Source organism: Duganella rivi (assembly GCF_009857435.1).
GTDB lineage: Bacteria > Pseudomonadota > Gammaproteobacteria > Burkholderiales > Burkholderiaceae_D > Rugamonas > Rugamonas rivi.
This window is the reverse complement of record NZ_WWCK01000008.1, coordinates 46243-64142: the sequence shown is the minus strand read 5'-3', so window position 1 is coordinate 64142 and position 17900 is coordinate 46243. Positions and strand designations below refer to the sequence as shown.

The 17900-nt window shown below is 64.9% G+C and carries 2 protein-coding genes; both read right to left on the bottom strand.

The genetic code is table 11. The annotated features are described in order from the left end of the window. Positions 1–58: 58 nt before the first annotated feature. Complete coding sequence (locus GTP45_RS29220; protein WP_308494623.1) at positions 59–9265, bottom strand: calcium-binding protein; 9207 nt, start codon at positions 9263–9265, stop codon at positions 59–61. Positions 9266–9381: 116 nt separating this feature from the next. After that, a complete protein-coding gene (locus GTP45_RS29215; protein WP_308494622.1) occupies positions 9382–17760 on the bottom strand; it encodes a type I secretion C-terminal target domain-containing protein in 8379 nt (2792 codons plus the stop codon). Positions 17761–17900: the final 140 nt, after the last annotated feature.

Below are 17900 nucleotides of genomic sequence, written 5' to 3'. Positions count from 1 at the left end.
ATTCGCTAAAAAGCCGTTACAAACGCGGCAGTTACGCAACCACCGCGCGCCCCCAAATTCAGCTTAGTTGCACGCCAATCATTGTTGCCAAGTCTGCCGCCAGGTAGGTCGCATCGCTAAACTGGAAGCTCTCGATATTGCGGGCCGTAATGGTCGCACCACTGAACACACTGGTCAGCAAGAACGCACCATCTTCGCCCTGCACGATCGTGTAATCGCCAACGTTATCCAGCCCGCCCACGATATCGAAGCCGCCCGCACCGTCCAGCGTATCGGCGCCGCCGCCGCCCCGCAGGTAATCGCCGGCGCTGCCACCAGTCAACAGGTTGGCAGCATCATTGCCGGTCAGGGTGCAGCCGGTGTTATCGGCGCCGACCAGCAGGTTGACGGCGTTGTGGCCGGACAGTCTCGCGTCTTCGATATGCGCCGGCACGGTATAAGTGCTGCCTGCTGCCAGGTTCACGCGGATGGTGTCGTAGCCCTGGTTGTCCAGCTCCACCACCACATCGTCCACGTTATCGACAAAGTAAATGTCGTAGCCGGCGCCACCGGCGAGGGTGTCGGCGCCGGGACCGCCGTCGAGCAGGTCGTTGCCCGACGTACCCTCCACGCTGTCGCCCCCCGGGCCGAAAGCGTTGGCCGTCAGCGTGGCCAGATCCAGCGGCGCGCTATTGCCGAACTTGAAGGTTTCGACCTTGCGCACCACGACCGACGTTTCGCTTTCGCCGTAGGCAGCCGTCAGCAGCACATCGGTGGCGTTGAGGAGCACCACGGTGTATCCGGCTAGGGCGCCGCCGAGCTCCAGCACATCCGCGCCGTCGCCGCCGTCCACCGTATCGACACCGCCGAGGGCGATATTGATGCGGTCATCGCCCGCGCCACCCGCCAGGCGGTCGTTACCGGAGCCGCCCACCAGCGTATCGTTGCCGGCACCGCCGTCGAAAACGACATTGGCGCTGCCCTCGTAACGCAGCTCGTTATTCAAGGCATTACCTGTGCCAGCGAAGGCGCCTTCTCCCTCGTAAATCAGCTTCTCGATATTGGCGCCCAACGTGTAGGCCGCCAGCGTCGTGTGCACCGTGTCCGTGCCCTCGTTGGCCAGCTCGGTCACGGTCACGCCGGCGTTGCTGACGGTATAGTGGTCGTCGCCCGCGCCACCGATCAGGGTGTCGTTGCCGAGGTTGCCATCCAGCGTATCGTTGCCCAGCCCACCGCGCAGAGTATTGGCCGCGCCGTTGCCGGTCAGTGTGTTGTCGAGGTCGTTGCCGGTGATGCTCACCGCTACCGTATTGGCCGCCGTGACCTTGGCGTTTTCCAGGTTGGCCGCCATCACGTAGGTGGCTGCCGCCGTGAACTCCAGCAGCGCCGTGTCATTACCGGCGCCAGCCTGCTCCACCACCACGTCGGTGGCGGCGGAAAGGATGTAAGTGTCGTCGCCCACGCCGCCATTCATGGTGTCGTTACCGAGGCCGCCGTTGATGGTGTCGTTCAGCTCGGTGCCGTTGACCACGTCATTGGTTGGCGCGCCGTACAGGAGCTGCAGGGAGGCGAGTGCAACCTCGGTGTCGCCAAACTTCAGCACTTCCACATTGCGCATGCTCAGCACGATGCTGGCGAACGCGCCGGTGCCGGTGAAGGTCCAGTCGGTCGCATTGGCGCGGGTGATGGCGTAGTCGCTCAAGCTGCCGGCCATGACCAGCACGTCGTTGCCGTCGCCGCCGTCCACCGAGTCCTTGCCGCCGTTGCCTCGGATTTCATCGTCGCCAAGGCCGCCGAGCAGCGTGTCAGCAGTGCTGCTGCCATACAGCGTGTCGTTGCCTGCCGCGCCGTCCAGCTTGCCGCCGCCCGATCCCAGCAGCATGTAGTTGTCGCCAGCGTTGCCAGTGCCGGTGAATACTCCCGTGCCGCTGGCTTGCAGCCGCTCGGTGTTGGCAGTCATGAGGTAAGTGGTCAGCGTGGTGGAGATGGAGTCGTAGCCCTCGTTGGCATCCTCCACCACCACATCGCCGCCGTCGGTGACGTAGTAGAAATCGTCGCCAGCGCCGCCCTTGAAGGTATCGTTGCCGGCGTAGCCAACCAGCGAGTCATTGCCGGCGCCGCCGATCAGCAAGTTGGCCGCGCTATTGCCCTGAATATTGTTGTTGAGCGCATTGCCGGTGATGTTGACCACGCCGCTTGGCGTGGAATTGCCGATGGCAGTCTCCACGTTGGCCGCCATCACGTAGTTGCCCGGCGCGGTGATCAGCAGCGTATCGTCGCCGCCCTCCTCGCCCTCGACCACCACGTCGCCGGCGTTGTCGATGTAGTAGACATCGTCGCCGCCCTTGCCCACCAGCGTATCGGCGCCAGCCGCGCCATCCAGGGTGTCATTGCCCGAGTCGCCGGTCAGCGAGTCGTTGCCGGGGCTGGCGATGTTGTACTGCAGTTCCTCGAGTCCGCGCTCATCGTCCGCGAAGATAAACTTCTGCACATTGCGCACGGTGACACGGTTGCCGACGTCATCGGTCAGCACGGTATCGTTGGCGGTCGGGCGCGACACCGTGTACTTGCTGTAAGCCTTGTCCAGCACGATGGTGTTGTAGCCGGCGCCGCCGTCCACATCATCGGTGCCGGTACCGGCATGGAATTCATCATCGCCGGCGCCGCCGATCAGGGCATCGTTGAGGATGCCGCCGTACAGCGTGTCATTGCCGGCACCGCCGTCGAGCTTGTTGTTGCCGGTGCCGCCGTAAAGCGTGTTGTCCAACTCGTTGCCGGTGCCGGTGAAGATGGCCGAGCCGGTGTAGCGCAACTCTTCCACGTTGGCGGTCAGCGTGTACGCGGCCACCGTGGTCTGCACCACGTCCTTGCCTTCGCCCGCCAGTTCAACCACCGCGTCGCCGCCGTCGCGCACGTAGTACAGGTCGTTGCCGGTGCCGCCGCTCATCTTGTCGACGCCGAGGCCGCCGTCCAGCGTGTCGTTGCCGGCGCCGCCGATCAAAACATTGGCGGCGGCGTTGCCGACCAGCTTGTTGTCGAGCGCATTACCGGTGATGTTGGCGGCTATCGTTGCAGCAGCGGTGACGGTGCCGTTTTCAACGTTATCACCGAGCACGTAGGTGCCCGCCGCCGTCAGCGCAACTTGCACCAGGTCCGTGCCCTCGTTGCTGGCTTCAACCACCACGTCGCCCACGCTTTCGGCCACGTAAATATCGTCGCCCTTGCCGCCGGCCATGGTGTCGTTGCCGAGACCGCCGTTGAGCAGGTCATCGCCATCTTCGCCGTGCAGGTTGTCGTTGCCCGGGCTGCTGATGTTGTCTTGCACTTCGGCCAGCGTCTTGGTGACGCCGTTGAACACAAAGCTCTCCACGCCGCGCACGGTGATGACGTTGCCGCTCTTGTCGGTCAGCACGGTGTCGGCCGCCGTTGGACGCGTGATGGTGTAGTTGGCGAGGGCGCCCAGGCCTTGCAGCACGTCGATGCCGTCGCCGCCGTCGATGGTGTCCTTGCCTACCGCGCTGACCAAGGTGTCATGGCCCAAGCCGCCGATCAGGCTGTCTGCACCAGCGCCGCCGGTCAGCTTGTCGTTGCCGGCGCCGCCATCGATCTTGCTGCCGCCGCTGCCGACCGTGATGGTGTTGTCCAGCGCGTTGCCGGTACCGGTGAACAGCGCCGAGCCGGTGTAGACCAGTGCTTCCACATTGGCGGCCAAGAGGTAAGTGGTCAGCGAAGTCTGCACAGTGTCGTTGCCTTCGCCGGCCAGCTCGGTAACAGTATCGCCAGCCACGTCAACGATGTAGGTGTCGTCGCCTACCCCGCCGGTCAGCTTGTCTGCGCCAGCACCGCCGTCCAGCGTGTCATTGCCTGCGCCGCCGAGCAAGGTGTTGGCGGCCGCATTGCCGATCAGTTTGTTGTCTAGTGCATTTCCGGTAATGTTGGCGGCTATCGTTGCAGCAGCGGTGACGGTGCCGTTTTCAAGGTTATCGCCCAGCACGTAGGTGCCCGCCGCTGTCAGTGCGACTTGCACCAGGTCCGTACCCTCGTTGCTGGCTTCAACCGCCACGTCGCCAACGCTCTCGGCCACGTAGGTGTCATCGCCCTTGCCGCCGGCCATGGTGTCGTTGCCGAGGCCGCCATTGATGGTGTCATTGCCGCTACCACCGTGCAGGCTGTCGTTGCCGGGGCTGCTGATGTTGTCTTGCACTTGCTCCAGCGTCTTGGTGACGCCGTCGAACACAAAGCTCTCCACGCCGCGCACAGTGATGACGTTGCCGCTCTTGTCGGTCAGCACCGTATCGAGCGCCGTTGGGCGTGTGATGGTGTAGTTGGCATAGGCGCCCAGGCCTTGCAGCACGTCGGTGCCGTCGCCGCCGTCGATGGTGTCCTTGCCTGCCGCGCTGACCAAGGTGTCGTTGCCGAGGCCGCCGATCAGGCTGTCCGCGCCAGCGCCGCCGATCAGCTTGTCGTTGCCGGCGCCGCCATCGATCTTGCTGCCGCCGCTGCCGGCGGTGATGGTGTTGTCCAGCAGGTTGCCGGTGCCGGTGAACAGCGCCGAACCGGTGTAGACCAGCGCTTCCACATTGGCAGCCAAGAGGTAGGTGGCCAGCGTGGTTTGTACCGTGTCGTTGCCTTCGCCAGCCAGCTCGGTGATGGTGTCGCCGGCCAGGTCAACAATGTAAGTGTCATCGCCGGTGCCGCCGGTCAGCTTGTCGGCACCGGCGCCGCCGTCCAGCGTGTCGTTGCCTGCACCGCCGAGCAAGGTGTTGGCGGCGGCGTTGCCGGTCAGTTTGTTGTCCAGCGCGTTGCCGGTGATGTTGGCGGCAATCGCTGCCGCTGCGGTGACCGTGCCGTTTTCAACGTTATCGCCCAGCACGTAAGTGCCGGCTGCTGCAAACGCCACCTGCACCAGATCCGTGCCGGCGTTGTTTGCTTCGATGACCACGTCGCCCACGTTGTCGACCACGTAGGTGTCATTGCCCTTGCCACCGCTCAGCGTATCGGCGCCGACGCCGCCGTCGAGGGTGTCGTTCTCGCTGCCCTCGCCGCCATGCAGACTATCGTTGCCGGGGCTGACGATGTTGTCCTGCACCTGCGCCAGCGTCATGGTAACGCCGCTAAATTCAAATTTCTCAACGTTGCGCACGGTGACGACCTTGCCGTCAGTGCCGGTCAGCACGGTGTCGGCCGCGGTCGGACGGGTGATGGTGTAGCTCTCAAAGGTATCCAGGCCATGCAGTTCGTCATTGCCGTCGCCGCCATCGATGGTGTCTTTGCCACCCGTGCTGATAATGTAGTCGTCGCCGAGGCCACCCATCAGGCTGTCGTTGCCGGCGCCGCCCAGCAGCGTGTCGTTGCCGGCGCCACCGTCGAGCTTGGCGTTGAATTCGCCGCCCGCAATGGTGTTGTTGCTGGCGTTGCCGGTGCCGGTAAAGGCGGCCGTGCCGGAGTAGCTCAGCGCTTCCACGTTGGCGGTCAGCACGTAGCTGGCGGCGGTGGTGCGCACCATGTCGTAGCCTTCGCCCGCGGCTTCGGTTACCAAGTCGGCGCTGTTGTCGGCGTAGTAGATGTCATTACCGGTGCCGCCAATCAGTTTGTCCGCGCCGGCACCACCGTCCAGCGTATCGTCGCCAGCGCCGCCAGTCAGGGTGTTGATGGCGGCGTTGCCAGTCAGTTCATTGTTCAGCGCATTGCCGGTGATGCTGGCGGCGATGGCTGCCGCTGCGGTCACCGTAGCGTTTTCCACGTTCGCGCCCAGCACATAAGTGCCGGCTGCGGTGAAAGCGACTTGTACGAGGTCGATGCCTTCTTCCGCGTTTTCGATGATCGTGTCGCCGGCCACATCCACCACGTAGGTATCGTCGCCCTCGCGGCCGGTCAGCGTGTCGGCGCCGGCACCGCCGTTCAGCGTGTCATTGCCGGCTTCGCCGAACAGGCTGTCGTTGCCGATGCTGGCGATGTTGTCCTGCACTTGCATCAGCGTCTTGATGTCGCCGCCAAAACTAAAGTTCTCCACGCCGCGCACGGTGATGCTGTTGCCGCTACCGTCGGTCAGCACGGTGTCGGTAGCGGTTGGGCGGGTGATGGTGTAGTCGTCAAAGCCGCTTTCCAGCACCAGTGTGTCGATGCCGTCGCCGCCGTCCACGGTGTCTTTGCCGACGCCGCCAGACTCGAAGCGGTCGTCGCCGAGGCCGCCGGTCAGGCTGTCGCTGCCGTCGCCGCCGATCAGCGTATCGTTGCCGGCGCCGCCGTCCAACTTGGCGTTGTAGTCGCCGCCTTCCATTACGTTGTTCAGCGTGTTGCCGATACCGGTAAAGGCAAGGCTACCAGTGCTGCTCAAGTTCTCCACATTGGCGGCCAGCGTGTAGCTGTTAATCGACACCAGTGCTGTGTCTTTGCCTTCGCCCGCCAGCTCGGTAACCAGGTCGCCCGCGTCTTGGATGTAGTAGGTATCGTCGCCGACACCGCCGCTCAGTTTGTCAGCACCGGCCGCACCGATCAACGTGTCGTTACCGGCGCCGCCGATCAACGCATTGGCGGCGGCGTTGCCGGTGATGGTGTTGTCCAGCGCATTGCCGGTGACGTTGACTGCCAGCGTGGCCACCGAGGTAATCTTGGCTTGCTCGACGTTGGCCGCCATGACGTAGGTACCGGCAGCAGCAAGCGCCACGTTCACCACATCCGCGTCACCGCCTTCCGAGGTCTCCACGATGACGTCCAGCGCGTTGTCAACCACGTAGGTATCGTTGCCGTCGTAACCGATCATGGTATCGGCGCCGACGCCGCCGTCCAGTGTGTCGCTACTCGATGTTCCGAGCAAGCTGTCGTTGCCGCCGCTGGCGGTGTTGCTGCGGATTTCGCTCAGGTTCTTGACCACGTCGTCGAACTCGAAACTCTCGACGTTGCGCACCAGGACGCTGCTGCCGCTGTCGTGCGTCAGCAAGGTCTCGGTGGCGCTGACGCGGGTGATGGTGTAGCTATCGAAGGTCTGCAAACCTCTCAGCACATCATTGCCATCGCCGCCGTCGACCGTGTCTTTGCCGAACGGATAAACGATCAGGCTGTCATCGCCCACGCCACCGGTCAGGCTGTCCGCGCCGTTGCCGCCGGTAATGGTGTCGTTGCCGATACCGCCGTCAATCTTGTTGCCGTTATTGCCGCCGACAATGTCGTTGTCGGCCGCGTTACCGGTGCCGGTAAAGGCCGCCGCGCCGATGTACTTCAGATTCTCCAGGTTGAGGCCCAGCGTGTACGTTGTCAGCGTGGTGCGCACGGTATCCGTGCCCTCGCCTGCCAGCTCGGTGATGACGTCACCGGTGTTATCGACCACGTAGGTATCGTTGCCGGTGCCGCCGGTTAGCTTGTCTGCGCCCGCAGCGCCGTCCAGCGTGTCGTTGCCGGCGCCGCCGATCAGGATGTTGGCTGCGGCATTGCCGGTCAACTGGTTGGCCAGCGCGTTGCCGGTGAGGTTGACGGCGGCGGTACTGGTGACGGTGGCGTTTTCCAGGTTGTTGCCCAGCGTGTAGGTGATGGCGGTCGCCAGCCCGACTTGAACCAGATCGGTGCCGGCATCGTCGCCTTCCTGCACCACGTCGCCAGCGTTATCGATCACGTAGGTATCATTGCCTGCGCCGCCAGCCAGCGTGTCCGCGCCAACGCCGCCATTCAGCGTGTCATCGTTCTCGCCGCCGCTGATGCTGTCGTTGCCAGGGCTGGCAATATTCTGCTGCACTTGTGCCAGCGACATGGAGACGCCGTCAAACACCAGCGTTTCAACGTTGCGCACGGTGGTGGAGTTGCCGGTGTAGCTGTCGACCAGTACCGTCTCGGTGGTGCTTGGACGGCTGATGATGTAGTCCTGGAAGGCATAGAAACCTTGCACCGTATCGTTGCCGTCACCGCCGTCGATGGTGTCCTTACCTTCGCCCACTTCGAAAACATCGTTGCCCAGCCCGCCAGTCAAGCTATCGCTGGCGTCGCCGCCGACCAGCGTGTCGTTGCCGGCGCCACCGTCGAGCTTGTTGCCCTTGTCGCCGCCGACGATGTAATTGTCGAGCGCATTGCCGATGCCGCTAAAAGCGAGCGCGCCGGTGTAGGTCAGATTCTCGATATTGGCGCCCAGCGTGTAAGTGGCCAGCGCGGTTTGCACGCTGTCCGTACCCTCGCCCACGCCCTCGGTGATGGCGTCGGTTGCCACGTCAACGATGTACACATCGTTGCCAATGCCACCGCTCAGCTTATCTGCGCCGGCGCCGCCGTCCAGCGTGTCGTTGCCGGCGCCGCCGATCAAGATGTTGACGGCGGCATTGCCGGTCAGGCGATTGTCAGCTGCATTGCCGGTCAGATTGATAGCCGCAGCGGATTTCACGGCCGCGTGCTCCAGGTTGGCGGCCAGCGTGTACGTAGCGGCCGCTGCGTACGCCACTTGCACCGTGTCGTCGCCCTCGTCGGCGTCCTCGATGATGACGTCGCCGGCGCTGTCGACCACATAGGTATCGTCGCCCAGCCAGCCGACCAAGGTGTCGGCGCCGGCCGCGCCATCCAGCGTGTCATTGCCAGCCTCGCCTTCGAGGCTGTCATTGCCGGGACTAGCGCTATTGGCCTGCACTTGCTCCAGCGTGAACATGCCGTCGAGGAAAACGAAATTCTCGATGTTGCGCACGGTGTACACCGTGCCGGCGCCAACGCCGTCACCACGGAAAGTCAGCACGGTGTCGGTGGCGTTGGCGCGGAATACGCTGAAGTCGGCCAAGCGGGCGGTGAACGACACCAGCGTGTCGCTGCCGGCGCCGCCGTCGAGGGTGTCCTTGCCGAAGGTAGCGAAGAAGCCGTCGTCGCCCGTGCCGCCGAGCAGGCTGTCGGCCGCTGAGCCGCCCACCAGCGTATCGTCGCCGGCGCCGCCGTCGAGCTTGTTGGCGGCGCTGACGCTGCCGGCGATGCTGTTATTGAGTGCATTGCCGACGCCGGTGAACGCGGCGCTGCCGGTGTATTGCGCGTTTTCGACATTGGCGGCCAGCGTGTAGCTGGCCAGCGAGGTGTAGACCGTGTCCGTCCCTTGGTCGGCCAGCTCCGTTACCACGTCGCCGCTGTTGTCGACGTAGTAGGTGTCGTCGCCGGCGCCGCCGAGCATTTTGTCGGCGCCGGCCTTGCCGTCCAGGATGTCATTGCCAGCGCCGCCATCGAGCGTGTCGGCTGAGGCGCTACCGTTGAGCGTATCGTCGCCGCTGTTGCCGATCGCTTGCAAGGCGCTGATGATGCGGGTATTGGATTGCGGCGTAATGTTGCTCATAGTAGTCATCTCTGGCTATTTTATTAACGCCGCTATCCTAGCATGGCTCCTTTCCAAAATACTCACTTCTTGTCACGTTTAGCGACAAACAATTGAACATCAGTCACAAATAGGCTTTAGACAAGCGACGAGCCCAGCACGCTGTAATCCGCCAGCGCCGTGCTTGGCGTGCCGGTCAGCGTGGCAATCACGGTCAGCTCGCCGGCCGAGACCACGGCGTCGGCGTTGCTGGCCTGGAAGCGGTACAGCACCGTGTCGCCGCTCACCGTCGCGACCGCGAACAGCGCGGTATCGCCGATGGCGTAGGCACTGGTGGCCGAGCCGATCAGCGCTGCCGCCTTGTCGGTCGAGGCGGTCGCCATCTTCTGGGTGAACAGCACCAGCTCGGCATCGGACGAGAAGCCGCCCGGCGCCGTGCGCTTGACGCCGCCGTCGATCACGCTGTCGCCATTGCCGATCGGCAGCGACACCAGCACGTGGTCGGAGCCGCTGACGAAGTCGGTCACGGTGTCGCTGCCGCCGGCGGCGCCGAACACGAACCAGTCGGCGCCGTCGCCGCCACTCAGGGTATCGTTGCCGATGCCGCCGGCCAGCGTGTCGTTGCCGGCCTGGCCTTTCAGCTCGTCGTTGCCGACACCGCCCTCGATCAGGTTGTCCATCGCGTTGCCAGTGCCGCTGAAGGCGGCGGCGCTGGCGCCGGTGACAGTGTATTTCAAGTTGCTCAAGCCGGCGCCCAGCGTGTAGCTGGTCAGCGAGGTCAGCACTTGATCGACGTCGGTCCACGAGCCGTCGACGATCAGGTCGCCGGTCGAGTCCACTACGAAGGTGTTGTTGCCCACGCCGCCGACCATGGTGTCGTTACCGGTGCCGCCGTCCAGGTAGTCCGCTTGGCCGCCGCCCACCAGCGAGTCATTGCCGGCGCCGCCGAGCAAGGTGTCGTTGCCGGCGCCGCCGATCAAGATGTTGTTGCCGGTATTGCCGGTCAGGACGTTGTCGAGCACGTTGCCGGTCAGGTTGACGGCGGCAGCCGTGGTGACAGTCGCGTCTTCCACGTTGGCTGCCAGCAGGTAGGTGCCGCCCTCGGCAAAGCTGACCTTCACCAGGTCGTGGCCGCTGTCCTGACCTTCCAGCACCAGGTCGCCATTGCTGTCGATCACGTAGGTATCGTTGCCGTCGCCACCACTCAGGGTATCGTTGCCAAGGCCGCCATTGAGGGTGTCGTTGCCCGAGGTGCCCGTCAGCAGGTCGTTGCCGTCGGTAGCCACGCCTTCCAGCACCTGCGCCAGCGTACGCGTACCGTCGGCAAACACCACGGTCTCGATATTTTGCAGCTTGATGGCGTTGCCGCTGTCCTTGTAGGTCAAGGTGGTGACGCCGTTGGCATAGGTGACGGCGTAGCTGTTGAAGTTGACGTCCAGGTGCACGGTGTCGCTGCCGTCGCCGCCATCGATGGTTCCTTTCAGGCCGGCGTACGAAGCGAACATGAAGTCATCGTCGCCGAGGCCGCCCTGCAGGGTGTTGTTGGTGCTGCTGCCGTGGATGGTGTCGTTGCCCTCGCCGCCATCGATCACGGCGCTGGTGGCGCTGCTGGCGTCGATATCATTGTCGGACAGGTTGGCGACTGTCTTGAAGGCGCCCGCGCCGGTGTAGACCAGTTGCTCGACGTTGGACGCCAGCGTGTAGTTGGCCAGCGCGGTGTCGATGCGGTCGATGCCCTGGTTGGCCGACTCGCTGACCACGTCGCCACTATCGCGCACCACGTAGTAGTCATTGCCGGTGCCGCCGATCATGGTGTCGGCGCCGAGGCCGCCATCGATGGTGTCGTTGCCGGCGCCGCCGCTAAGCTTGTTGGCCGCAGCGTTGCCGGTGATGGTGTTGTCCAGCTCGTTGCCGGTGACGTTGACCGCCACGGCGGCCGCCGCCGTGACCACGGCCTTCTCGACGTTGGCAGTCATGGTGTAGCTGGCCGCCACGGTAAAGGCCAGCTGCACCGTGTCGGTGCCCTCGTTGCTCAGTTCAACCACTTGGTCGTTGGCTTCCGACAGCACGTAGGTGTCGTCGCCAGCGCCGCCGATCAGCTTGTCGGCGCCCGGGCCGCCGTCGAGCACGTCGTCACCGCTGGTGCCGTTGACGGTGTCAGTGCCGGTGCTGACGCTGCCGCTGATCATGCCGGCCCACGTCAAGTCGGTGTCGCCAAAGTGGAAGTTCTCGACGTTGCGTACCGTGGTGGTGTTGCCGGCGCTATCGGTCAGCTGGATGTCGCTGGCGTTCAAGCGCACCACCTTGTAGTCGCCGCGGTCGCCGGTCACGCTGAGGGTGTCGTCGCCGGCGCCGCCGTCGATGGTGTCGCTGCCCTTGCTCAAGCCGAGGAAGAGGTCGTCGCCCGCGCCGCCCTGCAAGCTGTCGTTGCCGTTGCCACCCGCCAGGGTGTCGTTGCCGGCGCCGCCGTTAAGCGTGTTGCCGGCGTTGCCGCCGATGATGACGTTGTCGAGCGCGTTGCCCGTGCCGGTGAAGGCGGCCGTGCCGGTGTACTTCAGGTTCTCGACGTTGTTGCCCAGCGTGTAGCTGGACAGCGTGGTTTGCACGCTGTCGTTGCCCTCGTCGAGCAGCTCGGTGACAACGTCGCCGGCATTGTCGACCACGTAGGTATCGTCGCCGGTGCCGCCGATCAGCTTGTCAGCTGCTGCACCGCCGTCCAGCGTGTCGTCGCCCACGCCGCCGCTCAGGGTGTTGGCGGCGCCGTTGCCGGTCAGCAGGTTGTCCAGCGCGTTGCCGGTCAAGTTGGTGGCGCCGCTGCCGGTGGCCGTGGCGTGCTCCAGGTTCGCGCCCAGCACATAGGTGCCGACATAGCCGACCAGCACCGTGTCGGTGCCGGCGTTGCTATCCTCGGTGACCACGTCGAGCGTGCTGTCAACCGAGTAGGTGTCGTTGCCCAGGCCGCCGATCATGGTATCGGCGCCAGCACCGCCGTCCAGCTTGTCATTGCCGCTGGTGCCCAGCAGCTTGTCGTTGCCGGCGCTGGAGACGATGCCTTGCAATTGCGCCAGCGTCTTGTCGCCGTCGGCAAAGTGGAACGACTCGACGTTGCGCACGGTCGTGACGTTGCCCGCAGTGTCGGTGAAGACGAAGTCGGTGGCGCTCGGGCGGGTGATCTTGTAGGCCGCGAAGTTGCCGCCCAGGTTGACCACATCGCTGTCGGCGCCGCCGTCCACGGTGTCCTTGCCGAGGCCGGCCGTGATGGTGTCGCTGCCGGCGCCGCCCAGGATGCTGTCGTTGCCGCTGCCGCCGACCAGCACGTCATCGCCGCCATGGCCGTCCAGCTTGGCGCCGCCATTGCCGCCGCTGATGGTGTTGGCCACTTCGTTGCCGGTGCCGGTGAAGGCCGCCTTGCCGAGGTAAGACAGGTCTTCGAGATTGTCGGCCAGGGTGTAGCTGGCCAGCGTGGTTTCCACCCGGTCCGTGCCCTGGCCTGCCAGCTCAGTCACCACGTCGCCGGTGGCGTCGACCACGTAGACGTCGTCGCCCTCGCCGCCCACCAGCTTGTCGCTGCCGGCGCCGCCGTCCAGCGTGTCGTTGCCGTCGCCGCCGCTCAGGGTGTTGGCGGCAGCATTGCCGGTCAGGGCGTTGTCCAGCGCGTTGCCGGTCAGGTTGACGGCAATCGAGGCCGCCGCCGTGACGGTGGCGTTTTCCACGTTATCGCCCAGCACGTAAGTGCCGGCCGCAGTCAGCGCGACCTGCACCAGATCCGTGCCCTGGCCTACGTCTTCCAGCACCACGCTGTTGAGGTTGGCGACCACGTAGGTATCGTTGCCGTCGCCGCCGGCCATGGTGTCGATGCCGGCGCCACCGTTCAGGGTGTCGTTGCCGTCACCGCCGTACAGCTTGTCGTTGCCGGGGCTGGCGACGCCGTCTTGCAGCGCGGCCAGCGTGCGCGTGACGCCGCCGCTGAAGATGAAGGTCTCGACATTGCGCACGGTGGTGACGTTGCCGCTGGCGTCGGTCAGCACGGTGTCGATCAGGTTAGGACGGGTGATGGTATAGCTGGCGAGCGTGCCCAGCAGCGAGACGCTGTCATTGCCGTCGCCGCCATCGATGGTGTCCTTGCCGGCCAGCGCGGCGATGCTGTCGTCGCCCAGTCCGCCAATGATGCTGTCATTGCCGCCGCTGCCGGTCAGCGTGTCGTTGCCGGCGCCGCCGTCCAGCTTGGCGCCGGCGGCAGTGCTGGCAACGATGGCGTTGTCCAGCCCATTGCCGGTGCCGGTGAAGGCGGCCTTGCCGAGGTAGGACAGGTGCTCGAGGTTGGCGCCGAGTGTGTAGCTGGTGAGCGAGGTCAGCACGCTGTCGCTGCCCTCGCCGGCCAGCTCGGTCACCACGTCGCCGCTATTGTCGACGTAATAGCTGTCGTTGCCGGTGCCGCCGGCCAGCTTGTCTGCGCCGGCGCCACCCTCCAGCGTGTCGTTGCCAGCGCCGCCACTCAAGGTGTTGGCGGCCGCATTGCCGGTCAGTTTGTTGTCCAGCCCATTACCGGCCAGGTTGACAGCGATGGCGGCCGCCGCCGTGACAGTGGCGTTTTCCACGTTGTCGGCCAGCGTGTAGGTCGCGGCGGCCGTCACGGCAACTTGCACCGTGTCGGTGCCGGCGTCCTCGTCTTCGATCACACTGCTGCTGACGTTGCTGATGACGTAGGTATCGTCGCCCAAGCCGCCTGCCAGGGTATCGATGCCGAGGCCGCCGTCGAGCTTGTCGTTGCCGTCGCCGCCGTGCAGCTTGTCGTTGCCCGGGCTGGTGATGTTGTCCACCACCACGTCCCACGCCTTGCTGCCGTCGGCGAACACGAAGCTTTCCACGCTGCGGGTAGTGATGGTGTTGCCGCTCTTGTCGGTCAGCACCACGTCCAGCGCGTTCGGGCGCGAGATGGTGTAATCGCCGAACTGGCCGAGGCCTTGCAGGATGTCGGTGCCGTCACCGCCGTCGACCGTGTCCTTGGCGCCGCCACCGGTGTAGAAGGTGTCGTTGCCGAGGCCACCGCTCAGGCTGTCCGAGCCGGCGCCGCCGCGGATCACGTTGTCGAGCGCGTTGCCGATGCCGGTGAAGCCGGTCGGGCCGGAAGTGGTGTAGGTCAGGTTCTCGACGTTGGCGCTCAACGTGTAGCTGGCCAGCGAAGTTTTCACGAGGTCGGTGCCCTCGCCCGCCAGCTCGGTGACCACGTCGCCGCTGTTGTCGACCACGTAGGTGTCGTTGCCAGTGCCGCCGGCCAGCTTGTCCGCACCGATGCCGCCGTCCAGCGTGTCGTTGCCGGCGCCGCCGATCAGGGTGTTGACGCCGGCGTTGCCGGTCAGCTTGTTGTCCAGCGCGTTGCCGGTGATGTTGGCGGCCACCGAGAACGGCGCCGTCACGGTGGCATGCTCGATGTTATCGCCCAGCACGTAAGTGCCGGCGGCGCTGAACGCGACGTTCACCGTGTCCACGCCTTCATTCTCCAGCTCGGTAATCACATCGCCCGCCACGTCCACCACGTAGGTGTCGTCGCCGGCACCGCCGGCCATGGTGTCGCTGCCCGCGCCGCCGTTGAGCAGGTCATTGCCTTCGCTGCCATGCAGCTTGTCGTTGAACGGCGTGGCCTGGTTGTCCAGCAACTGGTCCAGCGTGCGGGTGCCGTTGGCAAACACGATGCTCTCCACGCTGCGCACGGTGTAGACGATACCGGCCTGGTCGCCCTTGCCGGTCAACACGGTGTCCAGCGCGCTGCTGCGGCTGATGGTGTAATCGGCGATGTTGCCGAGGACGTGCAGCGTGTCGTTGCCGTCGCCGCCATCCAGCTTGCCGCCCTTGCTGCCCAGGGTGAAATCATTGGCCAGCGCGTTGCCGGTGCCGGTAAATGCGGCGCTGCCGTTGTACACCAGGTTTTCCACGTTGGCGGCCAGCGTGTAGGTGGCCAGCGTGGTGATCACGGTGTCGCTGCCTTCGCCGGCCAGCTCGGTTACCACGTCGCTGCTGTTGTCAACGTAGTAGGTGTCGTTGCCGGTACCGCCGGCCAGCTTGTCCGCGCCCGCGCCGCCGTCCAGCGTGTCGTTGCCGGCGCCGCCGCTCAAGGTGTTGGCGGCGGCGTTGCCGGTCAGCTTGTTGTCCAGTTCATTGCCGGTGATATTGGCGGCCACTGCTGCTGCGGCCGTCACCGTGGCGTTTTCCACATTGGCCGGCAACACGTAGGTGCCAGCCGAGGCCAACGCCACCTGCACGGTATCAGTGCCGCCGTCAGCTTCTTCCACCACCACGTCGCCGGCGTTGTCGACCACGTAGCGGTCGTCGCCAGCGCCGCCGCTCAGGGTATCGACGCCAGCGCCGCCGTCCAGCAGGTTATTGCCGCCGTCGCCGTGCAGCGCGTCGTTGCCCGGGCTGCCGACGTTGTCGTGCACCTGTGCCAGCGTCATGGTGATGCCGTCGAACACGAAGCTCTCCACGCCGCGCACGGTGATCACGGTGCCGTCGGTGTGGGTCAGCACGGTATCGGTCTGGTTAGGGCGGGTGACTGCGTACTCGCTGAAATTGCCCAGTCCCTGGATCACGTCGGTGCCGGCGCCGCCGTCCAGCGTGTCGCTGCCGCCGCCGCCGATCAGGGTGTCGTTGCCGAGGCCGCCTTGCAGGCTGTCCTTGCCGCTGCCGCCGGTGAGGACATTGTCAAGCGCGTTGCCGAGGCCGATAAAGTTGCTGCTGCCGGTGTGGACCAGGTTCTCGAAGTTGGCCGCCAGCGTGTAGGTGGCCAGCGTGGTGACCACGGTGTCGGTGCCCTCGTTGGCCAGCTCGGTGATGACGTCGCCCGTCGCGTCGACCACGTAGGTGTCGTTGCCGGTGCCGCCGGTCAGCTTGTCGTTGCCGGCGCCGCCGTCCAGCGTGTCGTTGCCGGCGCCGCCGAGCAGGATGTTGGCGGCGCCGTTGCCGGTAAGGCTGTTGTTGCCGGCATTGCCGGTGACGTTGACCGCGGCCACGGCGGACGAAGCGCCCGGTACCACGACCGCGTTCTCGACGTTGTCGGCCATCACGTAGGTGGCCGCGCCTGCCAGCGCGACCTTGACCGTGTCGGTGCCGCCGTTGGCCGCCTCGACCACCTTGTCGCCCACCGAGTCCACCACGTAGGTATCGTCGCCGAGGCCGCCGGTCATGGTATCGGCGCCGGCCAGGCCGTCCAGCGTGTCGTTGCCGTCGGTGCCTTCCAGCGCGTCGTTGAATGCAGTGGCCTTGTTGCCCCACAGCGCCGACATGGTCTTGACGACCTCGCCGGCAAATTGCACTTGCTCGATGTTGCGCAGGGTGATGATATTGCCGTCGGTGTCGGTCAGCGTGGTGTCGCCGGTGTTGGTGCGCACTACCGTGTAATCGGCAAAGTGGCCGCTCACCGACACCGCGTCGGCGCCGTCGCCGCCGTCCACGGTGTCCTTGCCCAGGCCGATGTTGATGATGACGTCGTCGCCGGCGCCGCCCTGCATGCTGTCATTGCCGTTGCCGCCGCTGAGCAGGTCATTGCCCGCGCCGCCATCGATCTTGTTGCCGCTATTGCCGCCGTAGATGGCGTTGGCCAGCGCATTGCCGTTGCCGGTGAAGGCGGACTCGCCGGTGTAATGCAGGTTCTCGACGTTGTTGCCCAGCGTGTAGCTGGACAAGCTGGTGTAGACCGTGTCGTTGCCTTCGTTGGCCAGCTCGACCACCGTGTCGCCGGTGGCGTCCACGTAGTAGACATCGTCGCCCTTGCCGCCGGACAGCTTGTCCGCGCCGGCACCGCCGTCCAGCGTGTCGTCGCCGACGCCGCCGCTCAGGGTATCGCTGCCGGCGGTGCCGGTCTTGGACTCGCCGGCGATGTACAGGTTGGCCGCGCTCAGGTCGCCGGCCTTGGTGTTGGCTAGCACCGCAAAGATGCTGCCGTTGCTACCGTCGGCATTGCCGTCCGGGTCGAACACAACGTTGGTGGCGTCGCCGGTGAACTCGTTCTGGATAAAGCGCACATAGCCTTTTTCGATCAGCTCACTTGCCGAGTAGCCGGTGGCGCTGGCGGCGTGCTGCACCAGGTCGGTGATGTCGAGGCGATCGCCGCCGTCGCCAGCTTCGAAGTCGCGGATATCGGCGTACTGCGGGTCGGCGTAGTAGTGCAGCTTGTAGGTGTCCTGGCCCTCGCCGCCGTTCAATACGGCCACCGTCACGCCGGCGCCGCTGATATCGAGATCGATCAAGTCGTTGCCGGCGCCGCCCTCGATGTAGACACTGTTGGCCGGGCTATCCACCCGCACCACGTGGAATACGTCATCACCCTCGCCACCGATCATCGTCACCTGGTTGTACGAGACATTGCTGGAGCTGGAAACGAACAGGTCGTCGCCGGCGCCGCCCTCCAGCACGTCCTTGCCGTCCGAGCCGTTCAAGGTGTCATTGCCGTCGGTGCCGACCAGGCTGTCGTCGCCGCTAGTGCCGTCCAGGTTGATGCCGTTGGTGATGTTCATGGTCATGTGATATTCCGTCGTTTCTCGATAGTGTTAGAAGCTGCAGTAAGTACCTTGCTCAAAAGAATATTTACCTGCATTTTTGTCAACGCGTGATGCTACCACATTGCCAAAAGGAAAAGGCTATCCATTCCTTACAATTACAT

What these genes read in the sequence shown, in the direction of transcription:
- GTP45_RS29215 (WP_308494622.1), bottom strand. Translation starts at nt 17,760, where the DNA reads ATGACCATGAACATCACCAACGGCATCAACCTGGACGGCACTAGCGGC.
- GTP45_RS29220 (WP_308494623.1), bottom strand. Translation starts at nt 9,265, where the DNA reads ATGAGCAACATTACGCCGCAATCCAATACCCGCATCATCAGCGCCTTG.